This window comes from Streptomyces sp. NPDC060027, from assembly GCF_042737005.1.
In the GTDB taxonomy this organism is placed as follows: Bacteria; Actinomycetota; Actinomycetes; order Streptomycetales; family Streptomycetaceae; genus Streptomyces.
Window position 1 is genome coordinate 1 of the sequence record NZ_JBHWVI010000163.1, and the last position, 19,583, is coordinate 19,583.

Annotated in this window: 16 protein-coding genes and 1 pseudogene; 9 read left to right on the top strand and 8 right to left on the bottom strand. The window is 67.9% G+C overall.

The genetic code is table 11. From position 1 onward, the window contains the following. Positions 1-77: 77 nt before the first annotated feature. The 8 genes from ACFWBT_RS30860 to rpmH all read right to left on the bottom strand — a co-directional run bounded on the left by ACFWBT_RS30860 (position 78) and on the right by rpmH (position 6,207). Positions 78-1,169 carry a ParB/RepB/Spo0J family partition protein gene (locus tag ACFWBT_RS30860; RefSeq protein WP_351536154.1) on the bottom strand — a complete coding sequence of 364 codons (1,092 nt, stop codon included), beginning with the start codon at positions 1,167-1,169 and terminating at the stop codon, positions 78-80. Further along, positions 1,166-2,239, bottom strand: coding sequence for a ParA family protein (locus ACFWBT_RS30865; RefSeq protein WP_351124319.1), 1,074 nt, complete (start codon positions 2,237-2,239; stop codon positions 1,166-1,168). The genes ACFWBT_RS30860 and ACFWBT_RS30865 overlap by 4 nt, the downstream gene beginning before the upstream one ends. 339 nt (positions 2,240-2,578) lie before the next feature. Then, positions 2,579-3,295, bottom strand: a complete 717-nt coding sequence (gene rsmG, locus ACFWBT_RS30870; protein ID WP_351536157.1) for a 16S rRNA (guanine(527)-N(7))-methyltransferase RsmG — start codon at positions 3,293-3,295, stop codon at positions 2,579-2,581. A 201-nt stretch (positions 3,296-3,496) separates the two neighbouring features. Next, positions 3,497-4,006, bottom strand: a complete 510-nt coding sequence (locus ACFWBT_RS30875) for a R3H domain-containing nucleic acid-binding protein (protein WP_266760610.1) — start codon at positions 4,004-4,006, stop codon at positions 3,497-3,499. A 15-nt stretch (positions 4,007-4,021) separates the two neighbouring features. Then, a complete protein-coding gene (gene yidC, locus ACFWBT_RS30880) occupies positions 4,022-5,323 on the bottom strand; it encodes a membrane protein insertase YidC (RefSeq protein WP_385706222.1) in 1,302 nt (433 codons plus the stop codon). Positions 5,324-5,326: 3 nt separating this feature from the next. After that, positions 5,327-5,680 (bottom strand): membrane protein insertion efficiency factor YidD, encoded by a 354-nt coding sequence (yidD, locus tag ACFWBT_RS30885; protein ID WP_266760612.1) that lies wholly within the window; start codon positions 5,678-5,680, stop codon positions 5,327-5,329. Continuing rightward, positions 5,677-6,048 carry a ribonuclease P protein component gene (gene rnpA / locus ACFWBT_RS30890; RefSeq protein WP_266760614.1) on the bottom strand — a complete coding sequence of 124 codons (372 nt, stop codon included), beginning with the start codon at positions 6,046-6,048 and terminating at the stop codon, positions 5,677-5,679. The genes yidD and rnpA overlap by 4 nt, the downstream gene beginning before the upstream one ends. Positions 6,049-6,069: 21 nt before the next feature. Then, positions 6,070-6,207 carry a 50S ribosomal protein L34 gene (gene rpmH / locus ACFWBT_RS30895; protein WP_006381191.1) on the bottom strand — a complete coding sequence of 46 codons (138 nt, stop codon included), beginning with the start codon at positions 6,205-6,207 and terminating at the stop codon, positions 6,070-6,072. Positions 6,208-6,606: 399 nt separating this feature from the next. On the opposite strand from rpmH, the gene dnaA reads away from it, so the two are divergent. From dnaA to ACFWBT_RS30940, 9 genes and pseudogenes are all read left to right on the top strand, one after another. After that, the gene (gene dnaA, locus ACFWBT_RS30900; protein WP_385706225.1) at positions 6,607-8,700 is read left to right on the top strand and encodes a chromosomal replication initiator protein DnaA; all 2,094 of its coding nucleotides are present in this window, start codon (positions 6,607-6,609) and stop codon (positions 8,698-8,700) included. A 1,159-nt stretch (positions 8,701-9,859) separates the two neighbouring features. After that, the gene (dnaN, locus tag ACFWBT_RS30905) at positions 9,860-10,990 is read left to right on the top strand and encodes a DNA polymerase III subunit beta (protein ID WP_385706228.1); all 1,131 of its coding nucleotides are present in this window, start codon (positions 9,860-9,862) and stop codon (positions 10,988-10,990) included. Between the two features lie 192 nt (positions 10,991-11,182). Further along, positions 11,183-12,058 (top strand): phosphogluconate dehydrogenase (NAD(+)-dependent, decarboxylating), encoded by an 876-nt coding sequence (gene gnd / locus ACFWBT_RS30910; protein WP_385706229.1) that lies wholly within the window; start codon positions 11,183-11,185, stop codon positions 12,056-12,058. Between the two features lie 131 nt (positions 12,059-12,189). Beyond that, positions 12,190-13,314 (top strand): DNA replication/repair protein RecF, encoded by a 1,125-nt coding sequence (gene recF, locus ACFWBT_RS30915; protein WP_385706231.1) that lies wholly within the window; start codon positions 12,190-12,192, stop codon positions 13,312-13,314. Further along, complete coding sequence (locus ACFWBT_RS30920; protein ID WP_385706233.1) at positions 13,311-13,886, top strand: DUF721 domain-containing protein; 576 nt, start codon at positions 13,311-13,313, stop codon at positions 13,884-13,886. The genes recF and ACFWBT_RS30920 overlap by 4 nt, the downstream gene beginning before the upstream one ends. Before the next feature lie 85 nt (positions 13,887-13,971). After that, a complete protein-coding gene (locus tag ACFWBT_RS30925) occupies positions 13,972-14,094 on the top strand; it encodes a hypothetical protein (protein WP_385706235.1) in 123 nt (40 codons plus the stop codon). Between the two features lie 534 nt (positions 14,095-14,628). Further along, the gene (gyrB, locus tag ACFWBT_RS30930) at positions 14,629-16,692 is read left to right on the top strand and encodes a DNA topoisomerase (ATP-hydrolyzing) subunit B (RefSeq protein ID WP_385706237.1); all 2,064 of its coding nucleotides are present in this window, start codon (positions 14,629-14,631) and stop codon (positions 16,690-16,692) included. Positions 16,693-16,734: 42 nt separating this feature from the next. After that, positions 16,735-19,326, top strand: a complete 2,592-nt coding sequence (gyrA, locus tag ACFWBT_RS30935; RefSeq protein ID WP_385706238.1) for a DNA gyrase subunit A — start codon at positions 16,735-16,737, stop codon at positions 19,324-19,326. Between the two features lie 18 nt (positions 19,327-19,344). Continuing rightward, positions 19,345-19,583, top strand: a pseudogene (locus tag ACFWBT_RS30940) (hypothetical protein); the annotation flags it as partial.

Consider the following 19,583-nt stretch of genomic DNA (forward strand, 5'->3'; position numbering starts at 1 on the left):
GCAGTGTTCCGGTACACACCGGACACGGCCCGCTCTGCTGGCGGGCGGATCGCGAGATCAGTCCACCAGCAGCCGCCTCAGGCTTCCGCGTCGTCGGAATCGTCGTCCAGAAGGCTCTTCTGAAGAACCGGTCCCTCGCCCGGGGCGAGCGAGCCGAGAATGCGCTCAAGGTCTTCCATCGAAGCGAACTCGACAGTGATCTTGCCCTTCTTCTGACCCAGGTCGACCTTCACTCGCGTCTCGAAACGGTCCGAGAGGCGCGTGGCCAGATCACTCAGAGCAGGAGAGACACGACCGCCGGCCCGCGGCCCCTTGGAGCGCTGAGCCGTCTGCGGACGCGACCCCATGAGGGTGACGATCTCCTCGACGGCCCGCACCGAGAGCCCCTCGGCGACGATGCGGTGGGCCAGGCGGTCCTGCTCCTCCGAGTCGTCGACGGAGAGCAGCGCCCGCGCATGCCCCGCGGAGAGAACCCCGGCGGCAACCCGGCGCTGAACGGACGGCGAGAGCTTCAGCAGACGCAGGGTGTTGGAGACCTGCGGACGCGACCGTCCGATCCGGTCTGCCAGCTGGTCGTGCGTGCAGTTGAAGTCCTTGAGCAGCTGGTCGTAGGCGGCCGCCTCTTCCAGCGGGTTCAGCTGCGCCCTGTGCAGGTTCTCAAGGAGCGCGTCCAGGAGAAGCTTCTCGTCCTCCGTCGCCCGCACGATCGCAGGAATGGCCTCGAGTCCCGCCTCGCGGCAAGCCCTGAAGCGCCGCTCACCCATGATGAGCTCGTAGCGGGACGGACCCACCTGTCGCACGACGACCGGCTGGAGAAGCCCGACCTCCTTGATGGAGGTGACGAGCTCGCCCAGAGCGTCCTCGTCGAAGACCTCACGCGGCTGGCGCGGGTTCGGCGTGATGAAGTCGAGGGGCAGTTCGGCGAAGTGAGCACCGACGGGCGCCTGCGGCACCTCCAGGGCTCCGCTCGACGACGGCTCCTCCGTTTCATGTGAAACAGGCGGCAGTGTGGTCACCTTGGCCGCCGCCACCCCGCGCTCCGCTGTGAGTACGGGTGCAGCAGCTGGCGAGGAGGACCCACTCGCCGAAACACCCGGACGCTCACCTGTCGGAGCCGCAGGGATCAGCGCGCCAAGGCCCCGCCCCAGCCCCCGTCGTCGCTCGCTCACTGGATCCCCTCCACCATGTTCTGATCGTTCTGTGCGCCCACGTGGGCATGTTGCGCGTCGTACGCCATTCCGACTCCCCGGAGGGCGATTTCGCGCGCGGCCTCAAGATACGAGAGAGCACCGCTCGAACCTGGATCGTAGGTCAGGACCGTCTGCCCATAACTCGGAGCCTCCGAGATACGGACCGAGCGGGGAATGCTGGTCCGCAGTACCTCTTTGCCGAAGTGGCTGCGTACTTCCTCCGCGACCTGAGACGCGAGGCGCGTCCGGCCGTCGTACATGGTGAGCAGAATCGTCGAGACGTGGAGGTCGGGGTTGAGGTGCCCTCGTACCAGGTCGACGTTCCGCAGGAGCTGTCCCAGGCCTTCCAGTGCGTAGTACTCGCACTGGATGGGGATGAGAACTTCCGCTCCAGCGACCAGCGCGTTGACCGTCAGCAGGCCGAGCGACGGAGGGCAGTCGATGAGGATGTAGTCCAGCGGCTGCTCGTACGCCTGGATTGCTCGCTCCAGCCGACTCTCACGGGCCACCAGCGACACCAGCTCGATCTCCGCACCGGCGAGATCGATCGTGGCGGGGGCACAGAAGAGACCCTCGACATCAGGGACCGGCTGAACGACTTCGGAGAGCGGCTTGCTGTCGATCAGCACGTCATAGATCGACGGAACCTCGGCGTGGTGGTCGATCCCCAGCGCGGTGGAGGCATTGCCCTGAGGGTCGAGGTCGATCACCAGGACCCGGCCGCCGTGCAGGGCCAGCGAGGCGGCAAGGTTGACCGTGGTCGTGGTCTTACCCACACCACCCTTCTGGTTGGCAACCACCATGACTCGGGTCTGCTCGGGCCGTGGCAGGCCCTCACCGGCGCGACCTAGCGCCTCCACAGCCAGTTGGGCAGCACGACCAATGGGAGTGTCGTCCATCGGGGGCGGTGTTTCACGTGAAACATCCTCCCCCATCGACTCGGTACGGGGACCGGGGACCGGATCGGTCATCGGTCCCGCGATGTTGGCGTCGGACCGCAAGGATTCACTCTCCTCGACTTCAGGCTCGCAATGAACAGAGCCTCCCATGCCATCGGGGTGGTGAACCAGCGAGGCCCGTTGTTCTGTGGAGAAATCCACCTCTGTGGACAACTCCGCACCCCCTCCGAGTGAACCGAGGGGCCTCCGATCGCGAGGTTCGGCCGCAGCGCGGCCGCGACTGATGATGCCGTGCAACAGTGAGCGACGTTTCACGTGAAACACGATGCCCAGCTACTCGGCCCGCCGCGGCGCGACACTCCGATATGCGCAGGTTTGACACCTTGTGTGGAGTACGGCTCGCCATCAGGACCGATCTGCGGGAGTGACAAAGAACTCCCGGCCCCATCGTGCGGGAACCGGGAGTAACGATGCTCACATCGTCCAGGATCAGCGCCGGCGACGCGTCCGGCCCGTCCTGGCGGCCTTGGCTCGCTTCGCCGCGAAGCGCACCCCGCCGGGGCTCTCGCCCACCTCTACCCGCACCACGGTGGACAGCGGGTCCACGACGCCCTCACCGACGTGCAGGATGGACGTCTCCACGGCTCCGAGCTTGCTCAGCGCCGTGGCAGAGGCCTTCAGCTCCTCCTCGGCGGTGTCACCCTTGAGGGCCAGCATCTCGCCGTACGGGCGCAGCAGCGGGATCCCCCAAGCCGCCAGCCGGTCCAGCGGGGCAACCGCCCTGGCCGTCACCACATGAACCGGCTGCAGCTTCCCCATGACCTCCTCGGCGCGGCCGCGGACGACGGTCACATGGTCGAGGCCAAGCATCTCCACGACCTCGGTGAGGAAGGTGGTCCGGCGCAGAAGCGGTTCGAGCAGAGTGATCTTGAGGTCCTCCCGGACGAGCGCCAGCGGGATACCGGGCAGCCCCGCGCCGGAACCGACGTCGCACACGGTCACCCCCTCGGGCACGACCTCGGAGAGCACCGCGCAGTTCAGCAGGTGCCGCTCCCACAGCCGGGGCACCTCACGAGGACCGATCAGCCCGCGCTGCACTCCCGCCTCGGACAACAGTTCCGCGTACCGGACCGCGTCCGCGAAGCGATCACCGAATACCTCGCGCGCCTGCTCGGGCGCGGGGGGAAGCTCCGCTGCCTCCGTCACGGGGGACCGTCCTTCCGTACCGCATAAGCGCACTGGGCGCTGATCACCAGGACTATCAGGGACCGACAGCTGTCGAGGACCGAGGGTTCGGGAACCGCGGCCAGTGATCGAGGTCGGGGACCACAGCTGTGGGGACTACCAGGCTGACAAAGTTCGGCCCCGCCTGCGCAACAGACGGGGCCGAAGGAACGTACGTACCGATCAGGCGGGGAGCACGACGACGAAGCGCTGCGGCTCCTCGCCCTCGGACTCACTGCGCAGGCCCGCGGCCTTGACCGCGTCGTGCACCACCTTGCGCTCGAAGGGCGTCATCGGGTCCATCTTCACGGGCTCACCGGAGCTCTTGACCTCGGCGGCGGCCTTGGCACCCAGCTCGGAGAGCTCCTCGCGCTTCTTGGCGCGGAAGCCCGCGATGTCCAGCATCAGCCGGCTGCGGTCCCCGGTCTCCCGGTGCACGGCCAGGCGCGTGAGCTCCTGGAGCGCCTCCAGCACCTCGCCGTCCCGGCCGACCAGCTTCTGCAGGTCGCGGCCGCCCGAGTCGCTGATGATCGAGACAGCGGCGCGGTCGGCCTCTACGTCCATGTCGATGTCGCCGTCGAGATCGGCGATGTCGAGCAGACCTTCGAGGTAGTCCGCCGCGATCTCGCCTTCCTGCTCCAGGCGGGTCAGGGTGTCGCCCTCAGCGGCGGCGGAGGTGGTGCCTTCCGTCACGGGATGGACTCCTTCTTACTTCTTGGACGGGGACTTGGGCCGCTGTGGGCCCTTGCGCTGTCCGGACTGGGCCTTGCTGCGGGTACCGGCGCCGGGCTTGCTCCCGCTTCCGGTGGCCGGCTGTGCGGCGGAGGGCTTGGCGTCCTGCGGCTCGTCGGACTTGGTCAGCGAGGTCTTCGGCTCGGACTCGTCCGTCGGCTTGGCCGCGCCGGTCGCCGTCGTGCCCGACGCGCGCTGCGACTTCGACTGGCGCTTCGGCTGCTGACGCTTGTGAGCGGTGGCCGCAGTGGTCGTGGTGCCGTCCTCGGCCTCGACGACCGTCGCGCTGTCGCCCTTCACCACGAGCCCGTCCGGCTGGGCCACGAGGCCCGCCTTGGTCAGGCCGTTGATGAACTTGCGCTCGAACTCATTGCGGTCGCGGCCCTTGGCGACGATGGCCTTGACGATGGCCTTCTCGCTGCGGCGGCGGGTCTTGCCGTGCTGCGTGACGTGCTTCTGCAGGCGCTCAAGGTAAGCGGCCTGAGCCTTCGAGCCCGGGGTCGGGTTGTTGCGGATGACGTACATCTGCTGGCCCATGGTCCACACGTTGGTGGTCAGCCAGTAGACGAGGACACCGACCGGGAAGTTGATGCCGAAGACGGCGAACATGACCGGGAAGACGTACATCAGCATCTTCTGCTGCTGCATGAAGGGCGTCTTCACCGTGGTGTCGACGTTCTTCGTCATCAGCTGACGCTGGGTGTAGAACTGCGAACCCGACATCAGCACGATCATGATCGCGGTGACGACACGGACGTCGGTCAGCGTGGCACCGAGCTGAGCGACCTTCTCGGCGCTGTCCGTGAACTTCGCCGCGAGCGGCGCGCCGAAGATGTGCGCCTGTCGAGCACTGGCGAGCAGATCCTCGTTGATGACACCGATCGTCTTGCCCGTGGCGATGGCGTTGAGCACGTGGTACAGCGCGAAGAAGAACGGCGACTGCGCCAGGATGGGAAGGCACGAGGAGAGCGGGTTGGTACCCGTCTCCTTGTACAGCTTCATCATCTCTTCGGACTGGCGCTGCTTGTCGTTCTTGTAGCGCTCCTGGATCTTCTTCATCTCGGGCTGCAGCGTCTGCATGGCCCGAGTGGCCTTGATCTGCTTCACGAAGAGCGGGATCAGGCAGATACGGATCAGGATCACCAGGGACACGATGGACAAGCCCCAGGCCCAGCCCGTATCGGGACCGAAGATCTTCCCGTACACAGCGTGGAACTGGACGATGACCCAGGAAACGGGTGTCGTGATGAAGCTGAAAAGGCCGGCAATCGTGTCCACTAATCAGGCTCCTTGAGCATGGGACGGGGTCTCGGCGGCCGGGCCCGGGGCAGTGGTCTCCCCGGTGGCCGGTTCGGCGGCGGAGGTCCCGCCCTTGCGTGCACGCCAGGCGTTACGCAGCAATTCGTGCCACCGCGGACGCTTGCGTTGCGGAACATGGTCCACACCGCCCAGCGACCACGGATTGCACCGGAGGATGCGCCAGGCGGTGAGTGCCGTTCCCTTGATCGCACCGTGCCGGTCGATGGCTGTGTAGCCGTAGCGGGAGCACGACGGGTAGTACTTGCAGACCGGCCCGAGCAACGGGCTGATCGTCCACTGGTACAGCTTGATGAGAGCAAGCAGTGGGTACTTCATCGCGCGCCCCCTCCCAGCAGCCGCTGCAGGGCGGCATCCAGGTCTCGGGCCAGCTGTTCATGGTCGGCGTCGCCCGCACCGGGCAGCGCTCGTACGACTACCAGGCTACCGGGGGGCAACAGGGTGACTCGGTCCCGCATCAGATGGCGAAGCCTGCGCTTCACCTTGTTGCGAATGACCGCTCCGCCCACAGCTTTGCTCACGACGAAACCCGCACGCGTCGAGGGAGCGCTCTCCCCAGGCGCGTGCGGGTCCGGTGCACCGCTACGTAGATGGACGACGAGAAGCGGGCGTCCGGCCCGGCGTCCTCGGCGTACCGCGGTCGCGAAGTCTTCGCGCCGCCTCAGCCGATGCTCGGTAGGCAGCACGAGATCATGACCTGTAAGTAATCAGGCGGACAGGCTGGCGCGACCCTTGCCACGGCGGTTCGCGAGAATCGCGCGGCCGGCACGGGTGCGCATCCGCAGGCGGAAGCCGTGGGTCTTGGCGCGACGACGGTTGTTCGGCTGGAAGGTGCGCTTGCTCACTCGGGGGCTCCAGAAAGAATCGGTGGTGGCGGGGTGCCGTCCTGGCTGTCACCGTGCGCCCACGAGGAAACTCGCATTACGCCCGAGTGCACCGCTTCCCGATCACTCTTCGCGATCTGTGCCCATCGGAGGCAGGCGGCAGCAGCCATCGACAACTCGACCTGGTTACGGTACGCGCGGCTACGCCATCCGGTCAAACCAGTCCCTCCCAGGAGACACTATCCACAGGCTGGGGACAACAACTTGAACCGCACCCGTCGCCCTGACTACCGTGGCTGGACCCCGATTCGTTCCCTTCCCACCGCCCCAGCGGTTTTGTTCCCCCCGCCCCACCCGACTGACTTACCGACCCTGTTCCCAGAACCACACGTTCGTGGGACCCGTGAGAGAGCGTGCCCTGTGGCTGACGTACCTGCCGATCTTGCCGCAGTGTGGCCACGCGTACTGGAACAACTTCTCGGCGAGGGCCGCGGGCAGGGTGTCGAGGCGAAGGACGAGCACTGGATCAAGCGCTGCCAGCCCCTGGCGCTGGTCGCGGACACCGCTCTGCTCGCCGTCCCGAACGAATTCGCGAAGAACGTACTGGAGGGCCGGCTCGCACCGGTCGTCAGCGAGACGCTGAGCCGCGAGTGCGGTCGCCCCATCCGTATCGCGATCACCGTCGACGACTCCGCCGGCGAGCCCTCCGCCCCTGCGCCGCCCCGCTACGAGGAGCCCGAGCCCTCCGCCGGAGCGGGCCAGGGCCGTGACTCCTACGAGAAGCAGAGCCCCGACGACCGCAACGCCTACGACGGCAGTGGGCAGGGACGCGACGACCGCGGCACGTACGAGGGCGGACAGAGCCGCGACGACCGCAGCCCGTACGACGGGCAGGGAAGGGACGACCGGGGCGCCTACGACGGTCAAGGCCGTGACAACCGCGGCGGCTACGACGGCAGTGGGCAGGGACGCGACGACCGCGGCACGTACGAGGGCGGACAGGGCCGCGACGACCGCAGCCCGTACGACTCCCAGCGACGTGAGGGATACGAGGGGTACGGCCGCCACCGCGCCGACGACCACCGCGGCGGCCGCTCCGAACCCCTTCCCGGTGCCCCGGGCGACCAGCTGCCCACCGCCCGTCCCGCGTACCCGGACTACCAGCGCCCGGAGCCCGGTGCCTGGCCGCGCCACTCCCAGGACGACTACGGCTGGCAGCAGCAGCGCCTCGGCTTCCCGGAGCGGGACCCCTACGCCTCGCCGCCGCAGGACTACCGGCCGCTGCCGATGGACCGCTCGCCCTACGAGCAGCAGCGCCAGGACTACGACCAGTCGCGCGCGGATTACGACCAGCGTCCCGACCGCCGCGATCTTCAGAACCCGTCCGGCAGCGGTCAGGTGCGCCGGGGCGGCCCGTCCGCGGGCGGCGCCCCGGGGCCGAAGGCCGCGCAGCCCGCGCCGGCCTCGGGTCCGGGCGAGCCCACCGCGCGGCTGAACCCGAAGTACCTCTTCGACACGTTCGTGATCGGTGCCTCGAACCGCTTCGCGCACGCCGCCGCCGTGGCCGTCGCCGAGGCTCCGGCGAAGGCCTACAACCCCCTCTTCATCTATGGGGAGTCGGGACTCGGCAAGACGCACCTGCTGCACGCGATCGGGCACTACGCACGCAGCCTCTACCCGGGCACGCGGGTGCGGTACGTGAGCTCGGAGGAGTTCACCAACGAGTTCATCAACTCCATCCGCGACGGCAAGGGCGACAGCTTCCGCAAGCGGTACCGGGAGATGGACATCCTGCTCGTCGACGACATCCAGTTCCTCGCGGACAAGGAGTCGACGCAGGAGGAGTTCTTCCACACCTTCAACACGCTCCACAACGCGAACAAGCAGATCGTGCTCTCCAGCGACCGGCCGCCCAAGCAGCTGGTCACCCTGGAGGACCGGCTGCGCAACCGCTTCGAGTGGGGTCTGATCACCGACGTCCAGCCGCCCGAGCTGGAGACCCGTATCGCCATCCTTCGTAAGAAGGCGGTGCAGGAGCAGCTCAACGCCCCGCCGGAGGTGCTGGAGTTCATCGCGTCCCGGATCTCGCGCAACATCCGCGAGCTGGAGGGCGCGCTGATCCGGGTGACGGCGTTCGCGTCGCTCAACCGGCAGCCGGTGGACCTCGGTCTGACGGAGATCGTGCTCAAGGACCTGATCCCCGGCGGCGAGGACTCGGCACCCGAGATCACCGCGACCGCGATCATGGCGGCCACCGCCGACTACTTCGGCCTCACGGTGGACGACCTGTGCGGGTCCTCGCGGAGCCGCGTCCTGGTGACGGCACGGCAGATCGCCATGTACCTGTGCCGTGAGCTCACCGATCTGTCACTGCCGAAGATCGGCGCGCAGTTCGGCGGCCGCGACCATACGACCGTGATGCACGCCGACCGCAAGATCCGCGCGCTGATGGCCGAGCGCCGCTCCATCTACAACCAGGTCACCGAGCTCACGAACCGCATCAAGAACGGCTGACGGAAGCCGGCGCCGACCGCGCTGGACGCCAGTGCTGGCCGACCGCGCTGTCGGCGAGCTCTGTCCAAGGCACCAACTGCCGTACGTGCCCGAGGGCGCCCCGGACATCGTCCCGGGGCGCCCTTCGGCGTTCCCGCTCTCGCTCCGACACACGCGCAGAGAGAGGTCCCGCACGCGCATCGAGGGACCCAGAACGACACTCGGAGCCGGCTCGGCCAAGCTCTCCGATGAGTCCGGGCTTGCGCTCAAAACGACTCAGCCGACCCCTCCGAGAGGTGCGAGGACCCCCTTGGAGGGGTTCAGAGGCGCTTCCCGAGGGGTCCGGGCACGCGTTCCGAGGGCTCCCGCGCCGTTTTCACCGCTACCGGCCCGACACCTGCTGTTCGAATCTGGGCTTGGTTACGGCCACTCTCCACAGATGTGGTGACTTTCTGGCGTCCACATCCTGGGGACTGGGAAGTTGTCCAGATCGTGTCCACAGGCAGCACTGTTGAAAGACCATCAGACCAGGTCAACCGCCTGTGGATTCGTGGACGAAGATTCTCCACAGACTGTGGACGAAGGAAAGATCCACAGGGTGTGCACGAAGTTGTCCACCGGTGACCCACAGGCCGGAGCCGGTTGTCCCCAGTGATCCCGAGCTTCTCCACACCTCTGTCCACTGTTCGGCAACGCAACGCGCCCTCTCACCGCGTCGAGTGAAAGGCGTCACACCAAGGTGCCAGGTTGGGCTGTGGGGAACGGGGGTAAAGCTGGGGACGGCGCTGGGGAGAAGTGGCCTCAGCCTGTGCATGGAGTGTGCAGAACTTTTCGCCGTCCACAGAGAACCCCGGTTGTCCACCGTCTCCGCCCACAGGGTCGGTGGACAAAAAAACGCCTCTGAGCTGCGAAAACGGGGTTATCCACGGTTTCCACAGGCCCTACTACTAAGACCAACTAGAGAGAGTCTGGGAAACGTTTCGAAGACGGGGCTGTGCACAACTCGCTCTCGGAGGCTCAGGTGCCGCTCGGCACGACTTGACCCCGAGGGGCACCGACTGTCAGCGCGGTGCGTCAGACTGGTCCCCGGTGTCCTTCCCCTCACAGGACCTAGCGACACCGAGACAGACGACGAAGGCCAGCAGGGCGACAGCGCCGGCAACAGACGGAGGCGGCAACGGTGAAGATCCGGGTGGAACGCGACGTACTCGCGGAGGCAGTGGCCTGGGCGGCACGCAGCCTCCCGGCCCGTCCGCCGGCGCCTGTGCTCGCCGGCTTGCTCCTGAAGGCCGAGGAGGGCGCCCTGAGCCTCTCCAGCTTCGACTACGAGGTCTCGGCGAGGGTCTCCGTGGACGCGGAGATCGACGAGGAGGGCACGGTCCTCGTGTCCGGCCGCCTCCTCGCGGACATCTGCCGGGCACTTCCCAACCGGCCGGTCGAGATTTCCACAGACGGTGTACGGGCGACCGTGGTCTGCGGCTCCTCGCGGTTCACACTCCACACCCTGCCTGTGGAGGAGTACCCGGCCCTGCCGCAGATGCCGTCGGCGACCGGCACCGTCCCCGGTGAGGTCTTCGCCTCGGCCGCCGCCCAGGTGGCCATCGCGGCCGGACGCGACGACACGCTCCCGGTGCTCACCGGTGTGCGCATCGAGATCGAGGGCGACAGGGTCACCCTGGCGTCCACCGACCGCTACCGCTTCGCGGTCCGCGAGTTCCTGTGGAAGCCCGAGAACCCCGAGGCGTCCGCGGTCGCCCTGGTGCCCGCCAAGACGCTCCTGGACACCGCCAAGGCCCTCACGAGCGGCGACAGCGTGATCCTGGCGCTGTCCGGCTCCGGTGCGGGCGAGGGCCTGATCGGCTTCGAGGGCGCCGGTCGGCGTACGACCACCCGTCTGCTCGAAGGCGACCTCCCGAAGTACCGCTCGCTGTTCCCGACGGAGTTCAACTCCATCGCCGTCATCGAGACCGCCCCCTTCGTGGAGGCCGTCAAGCGTGTGGCCCTGGTCGCCGAGCGGAACACCCCGGTGCGCCTGAGCTTCGAGCAGGGCGTGCTGATCCTGGAGGCCGGCTCCAGCGACGACGCACAGGCTGTGGAAAGGGTCGACGCCCAGTTGGAGGGCGACGACGTCTCGATCGCCTTCAACCCGACGTTCCTGCTCGACGGCCTGAGCGCCATCGACTCGCCGGTGGCCCAGCTCTCCTTCACGACGTCCACGAAGCCCGCGCTGCTGAGCGGCAGGCCCGCTCTGGACGCCGAGGCGGACGAGGCCTACAAGTACCTGATCATGCCGGTGCGCCTGTCGGGCTGACCTCCGGAGCCCGCCGGTCCCCAGGGCCCGGCGGGCTGCACCGTGGGCGGGCATACGTCTGAGCGGCTATGCCCACAGATGTGCGTGAGTTCCCCCGGTGCCCGAAAGGCGTGGGTGGTACCCCCAGGTCTAGGCTCGGACCCAGGTACGAGAGTGCCCTCACGCCACGTCGCAACCCCTAAGGAACAACTGATGGAGCTCGGTCTCGTCGGCCTCGGCAAGATGGGCGGCAACATGCGCGAGCGGATCCGCCGCGCAGGTCACACCGTCATCGGATACGACCGCAACCCGGACCTCGCCGATGTCCACAGCCTCGACGAACTTGTGGGCAAGCTCAAGGGCCCGCGCGTGGTGTGGGTCATGGTCCCCGCGGGCGCCGCGACCCAGTCCACCGTCGACGAGCTGGCCGCCCTGCTGGAGCCGGGCGACGTCGTCGTGGACGGCGGCAACTCGCGCTGGACGGACGACGAGAAGCACGCCGTCGAGCTGGGCATCAAGGGCATCGGATTCGTCGACTGCGGCGTCTCCGGCGGTGTCTGGGGCCTGGAGAACGGCTACGCGCTGATGTACGGCGGCCACGCCGAGCACGTCGCCCAGGTGCAGCCGATCTTCGACGCGCTCAAGCCCGAGGGCGACTTCGGAGCGGTGCACGCCGGCAAGGTCGGCGCGGGCCACTTCGCGAAGATGGTCCACAACGGCATCGAGTACGCCATGATGCAGGCCTACGCCGAGGGCTGGGAGTTGCTCGAGAAGGCCGACTCCGTCACGGACGTGCGGGAGGTCTTCCGTTCCTGGCAGGAAGGCACGGTCATCCGCTCCTGGCTGCTCGACCTCGCCGTCAACGCGCTGGACGAGGACGAGCACCTGGAGAAGCTCAAGGGCTTCGCACAGGACTCCGGCGAGGGCCGGTGGACCGTGGAGGCCGCCATCGACCACGCGGTGCCGCTTCCCGCGATCACCGCGTCGCTCTTCGCCCGCTTCGCCTCGCGGCAGGACGACTCGCCGCAGATGAAGATGATCGCGGCGCTGCGCAACCAGTTCGGCGGCCACGCCGTCGAGAAGGCCTGATCGACGCCCTGGGTTCTCCACACCCGGGGTGACCCGGTTGTCCACAGCCGGGGAAAAACCTGAGGACCGGGGCCCACCCGGACCCCGGGGAGAACCGGAAACACCACGCTGGGGGAGGTCGGCGAACGACCATGCACGTCACGCATCTGTCGCTGGCCGACTACCGCTCGTACGCCCGGGTCGAGGTCCCGCTCGACCCGGGCGTCACCGCGTTCGTGGGCCCCAACGGACAGGGCAAGACGAACCTGGTCGAGGCCGTCGGCTATCTCGCCACTCTCGGCAGCCACCGCGTCTCCTCCGACGCGCCGCTCGTCCGCATGGGAGCCGACCGGGCGATCATCCGGGCCAATGTCCGCCAGGGAGACCGCCAACAGCTCATCGAGCTGGAGCTGAACCCCGGCAAGGCCAACCGTGCCCGCATCAACAGGTCGTCGCAGGTCAGGCCCCGTGACGTACTCGGCATCGTACGAACCGTCCTGTTCGCGCCCGAGGACCTCGCCCTGATCAAGGGCGACCCCGGAGAGCGGCGCCGGTTCCTGGACGAGATGATCACAGCCCGCTCCCCGCGCATGGCGGGCGTCCGCTCCGACTACGACCGGGTCCTCAAGCAGCGCAACACACTCCTGAAGTCGGCCGCCCTGGCGCGCCGGCACGGCGGCCGCACCATGGACCTGTCCACGCTCGACGTGTGGGACCAGCACCTCGCGCGCGTGGGCGCCGAACTGCTGGCCCAACGCCTCGAACTGGTCGCCGCGATCCAGCCGCTGGCCGACAAGGCCTACGAGCAGCTGGCACCCGGCGGCGGGCCCATCGCCCTGGAGTACAAGGCGTCCTCGCCCGGCATCACGGGCCACGCGCGCGAGGAGCTCTACGCACAACTGATGACCGCCCTGGAAGAGGCCCGTAAGCCCGAGATCGAGCGCGGCGTGACCCTCGTAGGACCCCATCGGGACGATCTGGTCCTCAAACTCGGTCAGCTGCCCGCCAAGGGATACGCCTCCCACGGCGAGTCCTGGTCGTACGCGCTGGCGCTGCGCCTGGCCTCGTACGACCTGCTCAGGGCCGAGGGCAACGAGCCGGTGCTGGTCCTCGACGATGTCTTCGCGGAACTCGACAGCCGCAGGCGGGAGCGTCTCGCGGAGCTCGTCGCGCCCGGCGAGCAGGTGCTCGTGACGGCCGCCGTGGACGACGACGTGCCGGCTGTTCTGAGCGGGACGCGGTACGCCGTGTCCGAAGGCACGGTGGAGCGGGTATGACGGAGAACACATCGGGACCCGGTGCGGAGGGCGCCTCCGGCGCCGCACCCCTGAAGAAGACCCCCGAACCCTCCGGCGTCGACCTCGCGCGCGTGGCGCTGCGCGCCGCCAAGGAGCAGGCACGCGCGCGTGGGGACGCGGCCCAGCAGAAGAAACAGGCACGGCGCGGCGGCGGTCTGCGTTCCGGTTCGGGCGCCGACCGACGTGACCCCATGGCGCTCGGTGCTGCCATCAACCGGCTGCTCACCGAACGCGGCTGGGAGACCCCGGCCGCGGTGGGCGGTGTGATGGGCCGCTGGCCGCAGATCGTCGGGGACGACCTGGCCAAGCACTGCGTTCCGCTGCGCTACGACGACGACCCGGCCGAGCGGGTGCTGACGGTTCAGTGCGACTCGACCGCCTGGGCGACCCAGCTGCGCCTGCTGGCGCCTCAGCTGGTCGCGCGGCTGAACGAGGACCTCGGTCACGGCACGGTGCGCCTGCTCAAGGTCCAGGGCCCCGCGGGCCCCCCACGCCGGTTCGGGCCCCTGCGCGCTCCGGGCAGCACGGGCCCCGGCGACACCTACGGATGACCGGCAGACGACGGGCCGGCCGCCGGACCCACCCGGGTGCCGGCCGTCGAGCCCGGTGACCGTCGGGCCGTCGAACCCGGTGATCGTGACCACGCCCGGCCGCGGAATCCTGCCGATGGTGAACATGTTCGGGCAGTCGCTCGCCCCCGCATCGGGCCGCGTCCCGCCGACGATCGCGGTGCGCGCGGCCGACGTACGGGCAAGGTGACGACTGTTCGCAGCGCCCTCGAGTCCGGCGCCGCCCCCGTTCGTGGGTGACTCGCTGTTCTCTCGGGTCCGCCGCGCGGACGCCCATGGCCCTCCCGGCCTGCCGGCCGCCCCTGCTCGCTGATGCGGCGATCAGTCGATCGTCCCTGGTCAGGGGCCAATCACGGCCTGGCCTGAGTGCGCTGCGGTCGTCCGGCACGAGCCTTTGCGCCGGGCTCCGGTCGGCCACCGCGAGCAACCGCTCACGGTGGCGAACACCGACCTGACTCGTCAGTAGCCAAGGGTTGACACCCGGAAGCGCTGAGTGCCGCTGTAAGCCTCTTTGGGCCCGGGTCCGCATATGGGGAGTCGGGCGAGACCTGTTCAGGGCGGCACATGCGGACTCAGGTACCGGCAAACCCCCATCACTGTCGGCGCTACCGGTAGACTGGAAGCTAATCCCGCCCCACTTGTGGGACGCACCGAGCAACGCTGACCAAGGCTTACCAACGCAACACGCCGCAGCCGCTCCGGCCACCCGCCGGGAGTTTGGCTTGTGCTGTGCCAGAAAGGGCGCTTCGTGGCCGATTCCGGCAACCCCAACGAGAACATCCTGTCCACCGACGTCGGCGCAAACGGCGAGGTCACAGCCTCGTACGACGCCAGTGCCATCACCGTCCTCGAGGGTCTGGACGCGGTCCGCAAGCGACCCGGCATGTACATCGGTTCGACCGGTGAGCGTGGACTCCACCACCTCGTGTACGAGGTGGTGGACAACTCGGTCGACGAGGCGCTGGCAGGCCACGCGGACACGATCGAGATCACGATCCTCCCGGACGGCGGCGTGCGCGTCGTCGACAACGGCCGCGGCATCCCGGTGGGCATCGTCGCCTCCGAGGGCAAGCCGGCCCTCGAGGTCGTGCTGACCGTGCTGCACGCGGGCGGCAAGTTCGGCGGCGGCGGATACGCGGTCTCCGGCGGTCTGCACGGCGTCGGCGTCTCCGTCGTGAACGCCCTGTCGAGCAAGATCTCCGTCGAGGTCAAGACCGACGGTCACCGCTGGACGCAGGATTACAAGCTGGGCGTCCCGACGGCCCCTCTCTCCCAGCACGAGGCCACGGACGAGACCGGAACGTCGGTCACCTTCTGGGCCGACGCGGACATCTTCGAGACCACGGAGTACTCCTTCGAGACGCTTTCGCGGCGCTTCCAGGAGATGGCGTTCCTCAACAAGGGTTTGACGATCAAACTCACTGATGAGCGCGATTCGGCGAAGGCGGTTGCCGGGGCGGACGAGGCGGGTGCTGACGAGAAGGACGAGGTCAAGACCGTCACGTACCACTACGAGGGCGGCATCGTCGACTTCGTGAAGTACCTCAACTCCCGCAAGGGAGAGGCGGTGCACCCCACCGTCATCGACCTCGAAGCCGAGGACAAGGACAAGAGCCTGTCCCTCGAGGTCGCGATGCAGTGGAACAGCGGCTACAGCGAGGGTGTGTACTCCTTCGCCAACATCATCCACACCCACGAGGGCGGTACGCACGAGGAAGGCTTCCGTGCGGCGCTGACCTCGCTCATCAACAAGTACGCGCGCGACAAGAAGCTGCTTCGCGAGAAGGACGACAACCTCACGGGTGACGACATCCGCGAGGGTCTGACCGCGATCATCTCGGTCAAGCTGAGCGAGCCTCAGTTCGAGGGCCAGACCAAGACCAAGCTGGGCAACACGGAGGCCAAGACCTTCGTCCAGAAGGCGGTCTACGAGCACCTCAACGACTGGCTGGACCGCAACCCGGTCGAGGCCGCGGACATCATCCGCAAGTCCATCCAGGCGGCCACCGCGCGCGTGGCGGCCCGCAAGGCGCGTGACCTCACCCGCCGCAAGGGTCTTCTGGAGTCGGCGTCCCTGCCGGGCAAGCTCTCCGACTGCCAGTCGAACGACCCCACCAAGTGCGAGATCTTCATCGTCGAGGGTGACTCCGCAGGCGGCTCGGCCAAGTCCGGCCGGAACCCGCAGTACCAGGCGATCCTCCCGATCCGGGGAAAGATCCTCAACGTCGAGAAGGCGCGGATCGACAAGATCCTGCAGAACCAGGAGATCCAGGCACTGATCTCCGCCTTCGGCACCGGAGTCCACGAGGACTTCGACATCGCGAAGCTCCGCTATCACAAGATCATCCTGATGGCGGACGCCGACGTCGACGGCCAGCACATCAACACCCTGCTGCTGACCTTCCTGTTCCGCTTCATGCGCCCGCTGGTCGAGGCGGGGCACGTCTTCCTGTCCCGCCCGCCGCTGTACAAGATCAAGTGGGGCCGGGACGACTTCGAGTACGCGTACTCGGACCGCGAGCGCGACGCGCTGATCGAGCTCGGCCGTCAGGCGGGCAAGCGCGTGCGCGAGGACTCGATCCAGCGCTTCAAGGGTCTCGGTGAGATGAACGCCGAGGAGCTGCGCATCACGACCATGGACCAGGAGCACCGCGTCCTCGGTCAGGTCACCCTCGACGACGCCGCCCAGGCCGACGACCTCTTCTCCGTCCTCATGGGCGAGGACGTCGAGGCCCGCCGCGCGTTCATCCAGCGCAACGCCAAGGACGTCCGCTTCCTCGACATCTGAGTCGGTCTCAGCTGACCGCGTCAGAAAGGATCTTCACCAGCAATGACCGACGAGAACACACCGAGCAATCCCGAAGCGGGCGAGATCGCCATGCGCATCGAGCCCGTCGGGCTCGAGACCGAGATGCAGCGCTCGTACCTCGACTACGCGATGTCCGTCATCGTGTCGCGCGCGCTGCCCGACGTGCGGGACGGTCTCAAGCCCGTCCACCGCCGCGTCCTGTACGCGATGTACGACGGCGGCTACCGGCCCGAGAAGGGCTTCTACAAGTGCGCCCGCGTCGTCGGCGACGTCATGGGCACCTACCACCCGCACGGCGACTCCTCGATCTACGACGCGCTGGTCCGTCTCGCGCAGCCGTGGTCGATGCGGATGCCGCTGGTGGACTCCAACGGCAACTTCGGCTCTCCCGGCAACGACCCGGCCGCCGCCATGCGGTACACCGAGTGCAAGCTGAAGCCGCTGTCCATGGAGATGGTCCGCGACATCGACGAGGAGACCGTCGATTTCACGGACAACTACGACGGCCGCAACCAGGAGCCGACGGTTCTGCCGGCCCGCTTCCCGAACCTGCTGATCAACGGCTCGGCGGGTATCGCGGTCGGTATGGCCACCAACATCCCGCCGCACAACCTGCGCGAGGTCGCGGCCGGCGCCCAGTGGTACCTGGAGAACCCCGAGGCCTCCCACGAGGAGCTCCTGGACGCCCTGATCGAGCGCATCAAGGGCCCCGACTTCCCGAGCGGCGCCCTGGTCGTGGGCCGCAAGGGCATCGAGGAGGCGTACCGCACGGGCCGTGGCTCCATCACGATGCGCGCGGTCGTCGATGTCGAGGAGATCCAGAACCGCCAGTGCCTGGTGGTCACCGAACTCCCCTACCAGACCAACCCCGACAACCTCGCGCAGAAGATCGCCGACCTGGTCAAGGACGGCAAGATCGGCGGCATCGCGGACGTCCGGGACGAGACCAGCTCCCGTACCGGCCAGCGCCTCGTGATCGTGCTCAAGAGGGACGCGGTCGCCAAGGTCGTCCTGAACAACCTCTACAAGCACACCGACCTGCAGACGAACTTCGGCGCGAACATGCTGGCGCTCGTCGACGGTGTGCCGCGCACCCTCTCCCTGGACGCGTTCATCCGCCACTGGGTGACGCACCAGATCGAGGTCATCGTCCGCCGGACGAAGTTCAGGCTGCGCAAGGCCGAGGAGCGCGCGCACATCCTGCGTGGCCTCCTGAAGGCCCTGGACGCCATCGACGAGGTCATCGCGCTCATCCGGCGCAGCGACACCGTGGAGATCGCGCGTGAGGGCCTGATGGGCCTCCTGGAGATCGACGAGATCCAGGCGAACGCGATCCTCGAGATGCAGCTCCGTCGGCTCGCCGCCCTGGAGCGCCAGAAGATCATCTCGGAGCACGACGAGCTCCAGGCCAAGATCCGCGAGTACAACGAGATCCTCGCCTCGCCCGTGCGTCAGCGCGGCATCATCAGCGAGGAGCTCGCCGCGATCGTCGAGAAGTTCGGCGACGACCGCCGCTCCAAGCTGGTGCCGTTCGACGGCGACATGTCCATCGAGGACCTGATCGCCGAAGAGGACATCGTCGTCACCATCACGCGCGGTGGCTACATCAAGCGGACGAAGACCGAGGACTACCGCTCGCAGAAGCGCGGCGGCAAGGGCGTCCGCGGCGCGAAGCTGAAGCAGGACGACATCGTCGACCACTTCTTCGTGTCGACGACGCACCACTGGCTGCTGTTCTTCACGAACAAGGGCCGGGTCTACCGCGCCAAGGCCTACGAGCTCCCGGACGCCGGCCGTGACGCGCGCGGCCAGCACGTCGCCAACCTGCTGGCCTTCCAGCCGGACGAGGCGATCGCCGAGATCCTCGCGATCCGCGACTACGAGGCGGCGCCCTACCTGGTGCTGGCCACCAAGGGCGGACTGGTCAAGAAGACGCCGCTCAAGGATTACGATTCGCCCCGCGCGGGCGGCGTCATCGCGATCAATCTTCGTGAGACGGAGGACGGATCCGACGACGAACTGATCGGAGCCGAACTCGTATCGGCCGAGGATGATCTGCTCCTGATCAGCAAGAAGGCGCAGTCGATCAGGTTCACCGCGACCGATGACGCTTTGCGACCGATGGGCCGTGCGACCTCGGGCGTCAAGGGCATGAGCTTCCGCGGGAGCGATGAGCTGCTCTCGATGAATGTTGTTCGACCCGGTACGTTCGTGTTCACTGCCACAGACGGTGGGTACGCGAAGCGGACCGCCGTCGACGAGTACCGCGTCCAGGGTCGCGGCGGCCTCGGTATCAAGGCCGCCAAGATCGTCGAGGACCGCGGTTCTCTCGTCGGCGCGCTGGTGGTCGAGGAGACCGATGAGATCCTCGCCATCACACTGTCCGGTGGTGTGATTCGTACGCGAGTCAACGAGGTCAGGGAGACGGGCCGTGACACCATGGGCGTCCAACTGATCAACCTGGGCAAGCGCGATGCCGTGGTCGGTATCGCTCGTAATGCCGAGGCCGGTCGTGAGGCGGAGGAAGTCGACGGCGTGGACGCCGTGGACGAGAACGCCGAAGGCATCGAGGCCGTCGGTACGGAAGAGGGCGAGCCGTCCTCGGCCGAGTAGCGCGAGGAGTGAGTCATCGTGAGCGGAGCCACGGGCGCCGGATCGACCGGTACGGAAACGGACGGCGGCCGTGGCACCGCCATGGATGCGACTGACTCCCATGATTCTCATGGATCCCAGGGGGGAACTGTGACCGACACCCGAGGCCAGCAGGCCCAGCAGTACGCGGGCGGGCAGGCGGCCCCGGTCGGGGCACCCGCGGCGCCGAGCGCGCCGTCGGCGGGCCCGGCGGCGCCGGCATCGCCGCTGCCCGGCGA